This is a genomic window from Novipirellula artificiosorum (genome assembly GCF_007860135.1).
Classification (GTDB): domain Bacteria; phylum Planctomycetota; class Planctomycetia; order Pirellulales; family Pirellulaceae; genus Novipirellula_A; species Novipirellula_A artificiosorum.
This window is the reverse complement of record NZ_SJPV01000011.1, coordinates 1-12,304: the sequence shown is the minus strand read 5'-3', so window position 1 is coordinate 12,304 and position 12,304 is coordinate 1. Positions and strand designations below refer to the sequence as shown.

Here is a 12,304-nt window from a genome sequence, read left to right as displayed (position 1 = left end):
AACCTTTCAAGCCGTTCCTTCAAAACCCCTTCCCCCTACGCACCCGCTTCTACCGATGTCCTTGATCCAAATCGCTTGGCGCAACTTCTGTCACCGTTCCTTGTCGAGTTCGCTGACCACGCTGTCGTTGGCACTCGGTGTCGGGTTGGTCGTGTTAGTCCTTTCGATCTTCGGCATCATCAGCGAAGCGTTTTCTCGAAATGCATCCGTTGGGTACAACCTGGTCGTTGGCCCCAAAGGTAGCGCGCTACAATTAACGCTCAACAGTGTTTACTACTTGAGCCAGCCGATCGAGAACTTGCCGTTCACCGAGTACATGGAATTTTTCTCCAAACCGGAACGAGCCGAGATGGTTCGCCGCTATGGTGGCGACCCAAAGCTGGGCGAGCGTGACGGCGAGTACGTGGGATTCGTGGCCGGCGGCTACGCGATCCCGCTGGCCCTTGGCGATTACTACGGGGAATTCCGCGCGGTTGGCACCACAACCGATTTCTTTGAAAAGCTGCGTCATGGCCCCAACGTCGATGAACCGTTTACCTTCAAAGAAGGCCGCGCGTTCAAAGCATTCACTCAAGAAAACGGCTACTTCGAAGCCGTGCTCGGTTCGCGAGTCGCTTCGGAAATGGGAATGCACGCCGGGGATGTCTTCTATCCAACGCACGGTGATCCCGAAGGAAAAGGGCACGGACAGGGTTTCAAAATTGTGGGAATCCTTGACCCGACCGGAACCCCCAACGATCGAGCGACCTTTGTGAACCTCGAAGGTTTCTATTTACTCAACAACCATTCCAAACCGCTGACCGGCGACGAAGTGATCGTCGAGAACGACGATTGGAAACAGCTCGACCCCGAACACAAACCGCTTTCAATTCCGCAACGTGAAGTCACGTCCATCCTGGTCCGCAATGGCAACTTAATGTTTGCACCCGGGATGCAGAACAAGATCAATGAAGGGCTGCAAGCACAAGCTGCGGCACCCGTCGGCGAGATCGCAAAGCTGATGACCGCGATCGTGGGGCCGCTGCTCAAGGCGCTCTTGGCGATCACCTTGATCACCTGTGTCGTGGCAGCCGTCGGAGTCTTGGTGGCAATTTATAACTCGATGAACGACCGCCGACGCGACATCGCCGTGATGCGGGCGCTCGGGGCTCGCCGCGATACCGTGACGACGATCATCTTGGCTGAGAGTCTTATCATTGCGCTGATCGGTGGTGTGTTGGGCTGGTTCCTGGCCCACTTTGCGATTTGGTGTGCGAGCGGCTACATCGAAGAGCAAACCGGCGTGCAAGCGACGATGTTCACGACCAGCACCTACGAATTGGCGGTGCTGCCCTTGGTGATTGCATTGGCCTTGTTAGCCGGGTTTTTGCCGGCTTGGTCGGCCTACCGCACCGACGTGGGTTCGAATTTGGCCGCCTAGCTCGCATCGGTGAAGGAATCCATTTCTCGAAAAATTTCAAGAATCGCTCAAGTTCACCTATCGTTGTGCGATCCGAAGATGAGAAAAGCGACCAGCGGCAATGGACGCCGCTGTGCGGCTCACCCCAAGGATTCTTCTCGGAACTCTCTTCTCATGACCGATCTACTCCAGTTGCTCCGAATCGTAGATGCTATCATCTTGCCAATGGTGGCCATGTCGGTTCTGTTTTTAAGCAAAGTCAGCTATGGCTGTTGGGCCAAATGGGCGGAACGACAGTTTTTTACCGTACTAGCCGTGATGACGCTGGCCACGCTTCGAACGGTGATTCATTGCGATGATGCCTGGCTGATTCACACCGCAACGCTCGGTTTTATGATCGTGGCGGCATTGTATGTACCGGCTCAAACGGGGGTGGTCACCTAATCGATTGCCCTCCCTCGATCCTACCTGAACGAACCGATTTATGAATCAGGCTCCCGCGGGAAACCGCGTTTCAAACTCCGACGCCCAGGATTCCTACGTCCAAGTCGTCCCGGGCGGCCCCGTGCTGGGTTCGATCACGCCACCGGGTAGCAAGAGCTTGACCAATCGAGCTCTGATCTGCGCAGCGTTCGCTGCGGGACGCTCGCGACTTACCGGTGCCCTTCGCAGCGAAGACACCGAAGTGATGATCGAAGCGCTTCAAAAGATCGGCATGGAGGTTCGCGTCGATGACGCGGGTAAAACCATTGAGGTTGCAAACCCACAAGAGCCTTTCTTTCCTGCTGCGAAATCCAAGCCTGCGACAGCGTCGCTGTTCATCGCCAACAGCGGGACGACCGTCCGATTTCTGACGGCAGCCTTGTCTGCGTTTGGTGGCAACTATCGGTTGACCGGCGTTCCGCGTATGCACCAACGGCCGATCGGCGACTTGGTCCAAGCGATCCAACCGATCTTGGACGGATCGATTCGTGCCGAATCGCCAGGTGGGTGTCCCCCCGTGCACATCGATTCAGGCGGCTGGAAGCCGGGCCAACTGCATGTTGCGGGATCCGTTAGCAGCCAATACCTGAGTGGCCTGATGATGGCGGCCCCGATTCGCCCAATCGGAGCCGCGAAACCAACCGTCGACGCCGGAACGCGGATTGTCGTCGATGGCGAATTGGTATCGCGTCCCTACGTCGACATGACGGTCGACGTCATGAGATCGTTCGGCGCCAACGTGACCGTAGTGAGCGAGGGATTGTCCGAAGGGGAAACGATTGCGTTTGAGATTTCCGCTCTCCCCCAACCCAGCGGATTCGGCTATCGAGGTTGCGACTACTGCATCGAGCCGGACGCTTCGGCGGCAAGCTACTTTTGGGCTGCCGCAGCGATCAGTGGCGGACGAGTCACGGTCAACGGTTTGTCTCGCCGTGCGATCCAGGGGGACGTTGGGTTTGTGGACGTGCTTGAAAAGATGGGCTGCGAGGTCTTGCACGAAGCAGACTCGATCACGGTCGTCGGCAAACCACTACGCGGCGTCGACGTCGACATGAACGCGATCAGTGATACCGTCCAAACCTTAGCCGTCGTCGCCTTGTTCGCCGATGGACCGACGCGAGTGCGCGGGGTCGCTCACAACCGATTCAAGGAAACCGACCGAATCGGCGACCTTGCCTGTGAGCTTCGCAAGCTTGGCGCCCAGATCAGCGAACATGACGATGGGCTCTCGATCACGCCGCCACAACAGGATTCCGGTTGGCAGGGGGCCGATTTGAAGACCTATCATGACCACCGCATGGCGATGAGTTTGTCGCTAGCGGGGCTCAAGCTGGATGCCGTTCGGATCGAAGACCCTTCTTGTACGTCGAAAACCTACCCGGAATTCTTCGCGGACTTAGAGCGTTTGCTAGGCCGTCCACACCGTTGGGGATCCGCAAAAGCCAAAGCGAGCCCGAAACAGGGAAGCTAAGCGACGGGCTCCCCGACTCCGTTGCGTTCATCGCCCAAAATGCATTCAACTCGGCAAAGCCGCTCGGCCGAGCACCGTCGCGATCGCATTCCCTTCGGACGTGTGGCTGATGCAAAGAACGTGGTCGTGAGTGAGCGGTTGGGCGTCACGCCGCTCGACGGTCGCGGCTCCTGCTTCGGGCAACACGATCGAGGGCGGTACGACCTTTCGAGAAAGCGCCACGACCGCCACCAAGACTTCAATCGACCCGCTTGCCGCGCCACAGTGTCCGACCAAACCGATCGGTGTCACCAGAGGAACCCCCGGCAAGCAGCGCTCCAACGCACGGCGTTCTTGCTCATCCATCAGCGGATCGCCCATCGCATGGCTGACGACAAACCCGATATCCGCCGTAGCAAGGTTAGCTTTGCGGATGGCCTCGCCGACCGCCAATTCGATCGCTTGAGCCGAACCGCGAATGCCGCTGGGGTGATTCAGGTTGGAACGTTTCGCCAAGGACATGCCTCCCGAAGCAACAAACCGGGACGCCATCGCCACCACTTCCGCCAACGGGTTTGCACCGCGGCATCTCGCCGTCTCCATCGATTCCAAGACAAACGAAACTGCGGCTTCGCCGCCAACGACACCTGCGGACGCTTGATCGTAGGGGCGTGACGACGCCGAGATCGGATCCGAGACATCCGCCGTTGGCAAATCGTTGCGGTAATTCATCCGAGTGGTGTTGATCCGCGTCCCGCAACCGCCTGACATCACCCAAGTCGCGGTGCCCCGCTGAATGCACGAAATCGCTTCCATCATCGCCGCTGGGGCCGATGTGTCACCGAGGACAAGGGTGTTGTTTGGCCCGTGCGCATTCAACGCGATGCCGACATGGCAGGCCGGCATATTGGGAAGGTACTTCAACATCCACAGCGGCATCACTTTGCGCATCGCGGCGGCACCGAACTGCGATTCAATGACGCTACCGTTCTCAGAGATGCAATCGATAAAGGCATCCACCAGCTCTGTGGGGGGGCCGAACAGCATTTCACTGCCAAAAACCGTACCGATTTGATCTGGCCGGATTGGACCGTCGCTGGAAGCCGGTAAATCGCCCGACAGCCCCGCGTCGTCAACCGCCATCATCGATGCTGCAAACGACAACTGGATTTCGCGGCACATCACCTTAATCGCCTTGCGCGGCTTCACAAAGCGTTTTGCATCGAAACCAATCACCGGGGCTCCGATCCAAATCCCAGGATCGTTCGATTCGTCCGGCGGCGTCGGCCCGTCGTCATCCCGGTCTTCGAGCGACCGGATCCCCGAATCCCCACGCAAAACCGCATCAAAAAAATCGGCGTGCCCAATTCCAATCGGCGATACAACTCCCGCACCGGTGATGACGATTCGTTTTTCCGGCATGTTCGCGTTTACGTGAATAACGAGAGGTTTGGGGCAACTGGGTGGCGAAAATCCCTACACCGACCGGGCATTCTGTCGGTGCCGGACGCCCTGCAAGTATGATTCCTCGCGCACCGAGTTACCAGGGCGGACGTCGATTTACTCGCTGGCAGCCTAACGGAATCGCCACCAAAGCCCCACCCGACCTGCCTGACCGTCAGATCTTACCAAATGATGAAGGTTGGTTTAACCGATACTCGATTCGGGACGGCTGAGCCTCAACTTTCGCTTCCGGTGGTGCCGATAAATCCAGCTAGGCGATCAGGACCCGTTGTGCGGCTGGAGCATAGCGCGACAGCCAGCGGCGATGATTGGCAAAACCACGAACCTTTTCGTCAAAGGGTTCGATTGCTTGCAAAACACCGTATCACATTGCATGGTTGCATCGTGATCGGACAAGGTTTACGGATGGGGGAGTCCGCGAAAATGAAACAGAACTACCTGGCACTACTCGCCATGCTTTGCGCTGGCACTGGCTTTGCCGCCGAAGGACAGAACGTTTACGACGTAGGCGACGCGAACACCGCCAACCCAATCGCTCAGGTCGGTTACCTTGAAGTCGGCGAATCGGTTTGCGGTTGCGCAGGTGCGTGCAACTGTGGCGTCGCCGATACCAGCTTTGGCACGGGCTGCATGGAGGGTTGCGAAGTCGGATGCGAAGACGATTGTGGCAGCATTTTTGACAGCGCTTGCGAGTGCAACTTGGGCGACCCGTGCATGTTGTTCGGCGAATGCGGAAACTTCTCCGTTGGCGGTTGGGTCAGTGTTGGCTACAACAATAAATCCTTGCCGTTGTTCAACAATCGTGCCAACGAAGCACAGGTCCATCAAGCGTGGCTGTATGCGGAAAAAGCAATCGATACCTCGTGCGGTTTCGACATCGGTGGCCGCATCGATTACCTTTACGGTACAGACGGTCCCGATACGCAAGCATTCGGAATCGACAACAACCATTGGGATAACCAATGGGACAACGGACCCGACTATGGTCACGCGATCCCACAACTATACATGGAAGCGGGCTATGGCGATTGGTCGGTCAAGGCAGGCCACTTTTATACGATCATCGGATGGGAAGTGGTCCAAGCGACCGGAAACTTCTTCTATAGCCACGCCTACACGATGTACAACAGCGAACCGTTCACCCATACCGGTGCGTTAGCGACCTATTCGGGAATGGAAAAGTTAGAGCTGTTCGGTGGCTATGTACTGGGCTGGGACAGTGGCTTTGAAGACAATGGTGACGCGTTCTTGGGTGGTGCCTCTTTATCGCTCAACGACGACGTGACGTTGACCTATTCGGCGGTTGGCGGTGTGTTCGCCAATAACCTCGATGCTTTTGAACAAGGCTACATGCATTCGGTCGTTGCCGACATCGCGCTGACGGACAAATTGCAATACGTTTTTCAAACCGACTTGCTGACCAGCGACGATCGGGATGAGCAGACTGTTCGCGATACCTTTGGAATCAACCAGTACTTGATCCGAGAAATCAACGACTGCATCTCCATCGGAGCCCGCATGGAATGGTGGCAGGTTCAAGCGGACAGTCGTGGCTACGCAGACCCCGATGCTGCGAATCCCGCTGACGCTGCAGCGATCGTCGCAGCAGGGTATGACCCAGCCAGCGAAGATTTCGATGTCTACGCACTCACACTGGGGGTCAATGTTCGACCGCATGCGAATGTGGTTGTCCGCCCTGAAATCCGCTATGACTGGGTTTACGGGAATCGCGACTGGCTTGCAGCGATTGGGGACCCGCTACTTCAGGACAACGCCAACACCCAGACCACGTTTGGCATCGACACCGTGATTACCTATTAGTTTCCGATACGAAACGACGACGATCCTGAAAAGGCGGGCCTCTTGCGTAAGCGGGGGCTCGTCTTTTTTCGTCTTACCCCGAAGGAGTCCCCCCTCCGTCGAAGGTCGTGTCGTATCGCTTCTCTCTCCCTTTGGGTGGGCGAAGTCCTTCGGAGCGATCGCTATGCCGTTCTGTGCATCGGTGAACGTCTCATTCCAGGTCGGATCGAAATCCACAATTGCGATGCCCGCTAACTAGGCAATGCCTGTGCTAGATGCTTAAGCACGAGGCTCACGTCATGCGCATTGGGCCGGTTGCAGCGACGAAACGCAAATTCCTCAATATCTTAAAGCCTTTTGTCGGAACCGTTTACGACATCAATCAAGCCGTCTTCCGCTGATTTGGCCCGGCGATTGCTCACCAGCAAAACATAGAACGGCGGATCCTGTTTCTTCAGCGATTAGCTCGCGAGCAATGAAAAATGGCCCGGGCAGGAGTTGATGGTGAGAAACCAGAAGCGTCCGCCGCTTCAAAATTTTTGGCGTTTTGCAGCTGTCGCAATTCACCAATCCAAATGGTTTCACCTCTCAAAAGAAGAAAGTAGGCGATGTCGATGTTACAACATTTTCGAGCTCCAGTGCTCACCGTGTTCGTGTGTTTGGGGATGATGGGAGTCGGCTTGACGCTCGCGTCGGTCGCTTCGGCTCAGGACGAGCCAGCGGCAGTCACGGAGGTTGCGGAGGCAACCGACGCGGGCGCAGTCGATGCTGCGGAGGACGCGGCACCGGTCGGCTGGAATGCCGGCGACAAGGTCTCCGACCTCTCTTACGACGACTCAAACGATTATGCGATCAACACCTTAATCATGTTCGTCTGTGCGGTTTTGGTTCTGTTCATGCAAGCAGGCTTCGCGATGGTCGAAGTCGGAATGAACTCTGCCAAAAACACCGTCAACATTCTTGCCAAGAACGTGATGGACCTCGCCGTTGGCGTGCTGCTCTTTCTGCTGATTGGCTACGCACTGATGTATCCGGGGTCTTGGATCGCGGAGGGCTATTTGGGATCGCCTGGGTCCTTCATCTCTCGTGATGCTCAGATTGAAGAAGTGAACGGCGAAGAAGTCTGGGCATCGGCTCCCGCCTACTCTGATGGCGCTTACGCGTCGAACTCTGCTGATTTCTTATTCCAAGTTGCTTTCGCGGCGACCGCAGCGACGATTGTCTCGGGTGCAGTTGCTGGCCGAATGAAGTTTGGTGCTTACTTGATCTACAGTGCATTGTTAACCGGCTTGATCTATCCGATTAGCGGTTCCTGGAAATGGGGAGGTGGCTTCCTTGACGCGATGGGATTCCAAGACTTCGCCGGCAGTGTCGTCGTCCACGCGGTTGGGGGTTTCGCAGGTCTTGCCGGTGCCATTGCACTTGGACCGAGGCTTGGACGCTATACCGCGGATGGAAAAAGCGTTCCCTTGCCGGGGCACAACATCGCCTTTGCCGCACTTGGCGTGTTCATTCTGTGGGTGGGTTGGTACGGTTTCAATCCAGGTAGCCAACTGACTTACTCGGGTGCTGCAAACGCAGAGGCGACCACTTACATTGCTGTCACGACAACGATCTCCGCCGCCGCTGGTGCCATCGTTGCCTTGCTTACCGGTTGGACTTTGTTCGGCAAACCGGACCTCACCATGGCCCTCAACGGTGTCCTCGGTGGTTTGGTTGCGATCACTGCAAACTGTGACCGCGTCAGCCAAGTTGAATCGATTGTGATTGGTGCGATTGGTGGAGCGTTGGTGGTCATCGGGATTGTCTTACTCGATAAGCTTCACATCGACGACCCGGTCGGTGCATGGCCGGTCCACGGCTTGTGTGGTGTTTGGGGTGGTATCGCCACCGGGATCTTTGGCGACCTGCCTGATGGGGTGGAATCCGTGGGAGCCTTTATCGGAATCCAGGCCTTCGCAACGTTGGTGATTTGTGCATGGGCCTTCATCACAATGGGTGGGCTATTCTTTTTGCTCAAGGCGATCGGCTTCCTCCGGGTTTCGCCAGAAGAAGAAGCAGCCGGTTTGGATATTTCGGAGCATGGCATGCACGCCTACCCATCCGACGCAATCTCAGGGGGAGCGATCGCTTAGTCGATTGGCTTTTCAGCTGAGGAACGAACTACCACCGCAGCTCCGCCAGATTCACACGAGATAGGATCTCAAGGCTGTGTTCTGGCGGAGCAGCCCGGTGAGAAAAACGGACCCAACTCCACGTTTGAGGAACTTGCAAAACGTTGACTTCTTGGCTCTTGCCTGGGCCAGAAGAAGCCCCAATGACCCGTGACGAATGTCCGCCTCATTCGGCACGGGTCGGGGTTTTTCTTCCAACCTGTGGCAACCAAGAGGGTCTCGATCGAGCCGGCCCGCTTCGCAAGAAGCAGGCCGGCTCTTTTTTGGTTACTCCCGACCCGCTCAAACCGACAACCCCTAACCGGGGGCGAGGCTGACGACTAAAATGCGTCGTCACTCCGATCTCCCCTGCACGAAGTAGTCCCGTGAAGCTGATCATCGCCATCATTCAACCGAGCAAACTCGAAGCGGTCAAAGAGGCACTCACCAAGGTCGACGTGTTTCGTTTGACCGTGATGGATTGTCAAGGATTCGGTCGCCAAAAGGGCCAAACGGGGGTTTATCGAGGTCACGAATTCAGCGTCAATCTGCTACGAAAAGTTCAACTACAGATTGCGGTCAACGAAGAGTTCGTCAAACCGACGGTCGACGCGATTCTGCAAGGCGGACACACCGGCGAGATTGGCGACGGCAAGATCTTTGTCCTGCCCATGGACGACTGCATCCGAATTCGAACCGGCGAGCGGGGCAGCGAAGCCATCTAAACCGAAGAGTCCTAATGCTTTGTCCCGACGTAGAATGGAGGCTGTCTTCAATGGCGTTGACCGGAAGGGAAGAGAGGGGAAGGGGGTTTGGCTACTTGACTTGCAAACGGCCAAGCGGGTTAGAATAGGCGCGGACGGATCGACGACGGCCGAGAGAATCTCACAATCCGCTTTGCAATATCTAAACAAAACACAGTCGATCTCCTCTGTATCAAAGGATTCCGTCAAGAAGTCACCCTCGGGAGAACCTGTTCCATCGCAACGGATATATTCCGACTCTGTCGACGGTAAACGTATCGTCGTCAAGTTTTTCGTTGAGTTTTTTCCATCGGATGTTCCATCGACCATTTCGTATCGGTTTCGAATGAACTCATGCGACGAGAGCCAATAGTCTTTCTCGGTCTCCATCGAAAACTTAACTTCCCCAGCATCGTAGTGGATTACACCGGATTCCTGGGAAACAATCTGGGGATCATGCCAGACCAGATAGGATGACAGAACTTCTTCAAAGGAATGGCGATTGCGGTAGTTGCCGAAAAAGGCGTAACCGAATGCTCGAAATTCAAAGGGCATCATGACTCGGTAATTCTGCCCAGGCACGGTACCTTTCACGCGTAGCTTGGTACTCTCTGGCTCCTGGATCGCAGTGGTCTCGCGAGTCTGAAGTCCAACGCCTCTTCTGGTTTCAATTTCGCCGGTCCCCTCCTGTCGAGTTGCAACTGACAACAAATGAAGCGACCGCTCCGACTCATAATCAAAATAATAGCTCCCAGTCGTTTTCTGCTGAACCTGAGTAGCACCTGGAGGAGATATTTCTAGTTCATATTCGAACGCTCCATTCTTGATCGAATCGCGAAGCACCATCGCCTCGGCCACTTTTCCCGAGAAGCCGGCATCAACCCGAAGCGGCTCTTGCTGCCCAAAAACAGGGTCACAACTGGCAAAAGCAGAGACTAGTAAGAGTGTCGTGAATCGATTCATTTCGCAGTTCCTGGGCTATTGATTACCGTCGTTGGAGTCGCACCGTTCGAGAGTTCCAAGCTTGCTGTGCCGAGCAAGTCGTTCGACGGATTGAACGCTTCGACCACCACTTGATTCACGTCACCGGGGACTTGATGGACTGTGATTTCGTACAAGCGACTCGTGACCTGAGACACGGTACACGGTAACGGCGTACAATGTTGTGGTCGATATTTTGACGCGACATGCTGAGGTGTCGATCGCAACGCGGACTAAATCGACACGCCGTTGAAGATCCACTACCCTAAAATGGACCTGCGACAAAGCACTGAGCGTTTTCCATAAGTACGTGGCCGGGGTAAAACCTGGCACAACCTGCTGCTAGGTTTCACCTGGACGACGAGAGTCCATCGAGGATAAGTGGAATTGCTCGAAGCGAAGGCTACCTTCTTCAAAGACGTCATTACTTTCCCCACAACAATGGATCTACGATGAATCGTAACGAATCGATGCCGCTGAGCGGAAAACGTGTTCTCCTTTTCACGGGGGAAATCTACGAAGATTTGGAATTGTGGTATCCAAAGCTCAGACTCGAAGAAGCCGGTGCAACCACCGTCGTTGCGGGCCCCCAGGCCAACACGCTGTACAACGGAAAACACGGGTACCCTTGCATCAGCGACAAAGCCTTTGAAGAGGTTTCCGAAACCGACTTCGATGCATTGGTCGTGCCCGGCGGGTTCATGCCGGACAAGCTTCGACGTGATCCCTTGGTCCTTGCGCTGGTGCGTAACTTCGACACCGCACTCAAACCGATCGCGGCCATCTGTCACGGCGGCTGGATTCCTATTTCAGCAGGTGTTTATCGTGGCGTTCGCGTGACCGGTTCGCCTGGGATCAAAGACGATTTGGTCAACGCTGGAGCGAGCTACGAAGATGCCGCTGTGGTCGTCGATGGACACCACATCAGCAGCCGGCGTCCGGATGATCTGCCCGATTTTTGCCGGGCCATCATCAAGCGAATGAGCTAGCCCAGATTATTCGTAGCCTGAAGCAAAAGCTTGTCAGCTAGACACAGGTCGTTCTCTATCCCGGAAGGGATTTCAAGCCATCAGCCGTCGCAGCACGATAGCGCACCTACGGTCAGCTAACAGCAAGAGAGCTTTCCGACGCCGTAGGAGACTGCTGAATTAGTCTTCTGTATTGTGGTGGGTGGAATTACATCAGGCGTCCGAGTTCTTTCTTAGGTTGGCGGTCTGGAGTTATAAGAATGCTTCGGGACGGTTGTGGCTGGTTTGAGGATCTCGGTCTGCGGGATGTTGAGTACTGCAATCAATTGCTATCCAACGAGCATCCCCTGTTGGATGCCTTGGAATTGATCCCGTGAGAAAGTTTCGCTCCCGAGTTGGAATAGTATTACAGTCGTGACCAAGGGCAGCCAGCGATACCACCACTGCGAATGTTCAATTTAGAGGTCCTTCGATACTTTGCGAGGATCGACTTCGTCTTAAAGAGGCCACGCATGTCATCGCCAACATCGCCGTGCCCTCAACCATAGTACTGCTGGCCAGTCTACGATTGCGGATGTTGGCCGTGATCGGCAAGATCGTCGGTGACTGCCAAAATCCTAAGGGCGGTCACCGAACTTTAAGTGTTGTGGACCCAGATGCCCGTCGTGGCCGACATGGTGAGCTCTACGATGGTTCTGGCCTCACTCACTAAGCATCGTGGGATCATAACTAACGTAGATGGGGATGAAATGCTCGCTGCAGAGTAAAACCAAGTGATATCTAACTTCCCCTGATTTCACTCGGAGCAACGAGCAATGTCGAAAATAACCTATCACGTCGGACTGGACTATCACCAACACAGC

Annotated in this window: 9 protein-coding genes; 7 read left to right on the top strand and 2 right to left on the bottom strand. The window is 55.6% G+C overall.

The window, feature by feature from the left end; genetic code table 11:
- The first annotated feature begins 55 nt into the window (after positions 1–55).
- The 3 genes from Poly41_RS24455 (at position 56) to aroA (ending at position 3,353) form a co-directional block, all read left to right on the top strand.
- Complete coding sequence (locus Poly41_RS24455; protein ID WP_146529867.1) at positions 56–1,420, top strand: ABC transporter permease; 1,365 nt, start codon at positions 56–58, stop codon at positions 1,418–1,420.
- Between the two features lie 153 nt (positions 1,421–1,573).
- The gene (locus Poly41_RS24450; protein ID WP_146529865.1) at positions 1,574–1,843 is read left to right on the top strand and encodes a hypothetical protein; all 270 of its coding nucleotides are present in this window, start codon (positions 1,574–1,576) and stop codon (positions 1,841–1,843) included.
- Between the two features lie 40 nt (positions 1,844–1,883).
- Complete coding sequence (gene aroA, locus Poly41_RS24445) at positions 1,884–3,353, top strand: 3-phosphoshikimate 1-carboxyvinyltransferase (RefSeq protein ID WP_146529863.1); 1,470 nt, start codon at positions 1,884–1,886, stop codon at positions 3,351–3,353.
- 45 nt (positions 3,354–3,398) lie between these two features.
- On the opposite strand, the gene Poly41_RS24440 is transcribed toward aroA, so the two are convergent.
- The gene (locus Poly41_RS24440; RefSeq protein WP_146529861.1) at positions 3,399–4,754 is read right to left on the bottom strand and encodes a beta-ketoacyl-[acyl-carrier-protein] synthase family protein; all 1,356 of its coding nucleotides are present in this window, start codon (positions 4,752–4,754) and stop codon (positions 3,399–3,401) included.
- A 465-nt stretch (positions 4,755–5,219) separates the two neighbouring features.
- On the opposite strand from Poly41_RS24440, the gene Poly41_RS24435 reads away from it, so the two are divergent.
- The 3 genes from Poly41_RS24435 (at position 5,220) to Poly41_RS24425 (ending at position 9,474) form a co-directional block, all read left to right on the top strand.
- Positions 5,220–6,617, top strand: coding sequence for a porin (locus tag Poly41_RS24435; RefSeq protein ID WP_146529859.1), 1,398 nt, complete (start codon positions 5,220–5,222; stop codon positions 6,615–6,617).
- Positions 6,618–7,261: 644 nt separating this feature from the next.
- Positions 7,262–8,731 carry an ammonium transporter gene (locus Poly41_RS24430; protein ID WP_146530205.1) on the top strand — a complete coding sequence of 490 codons (1,470 nt, stop codon included), beginning with the start codon at positions 7,262–7,264 and terminating at the stop codon, positions 8,729–8,731.
- Positions 8,732–9,135: 404 nt separating this feature from the next.
- Positions 9,136–9,474, top strand: coding sequence for a P-II family nitrogen regulator (locus Poly41_RS24425; RefSeq protein ID WP_146529857.1), 339 nt, complete (start codon positions 9,136–9,138; stop codon positions 9,472–9,474).
- Positions 9,475–10,451: 977 nt separating this feature from the next.
- Here Poly41_RS24425 and Poly41_RS24420 read toward each other — a convergent pair.
- On the bottom strand, positions 10,452–10,631 hold the full coding sequence (locus Poly41_RS24420) for a hypothetical protein (protein WP_146529855.1): 180 nt from the start codon (positions 10,629–10,631) through the stop codon (positions 10,452–10,454).
- Between the two features lie 294 nt (positions 10,632–10,925).
- Here Poly41_RS24420 and Poly41_RS24415 point away from each other — a divergent pair, with 294 nt between their 5' ends.
- Entirely contained in the window at positions 10,926–11,462 is a 537-nt protein-coding gene (locus Poly41_RS24415) for a type 1 glutamine amidotransferase domain-containing protein (RefSeq protein WP_146529853.1), read from the top strand.
- The last annotated feature ends 842 nt before the right edge of the window (positions 11,463–12,304 follow it).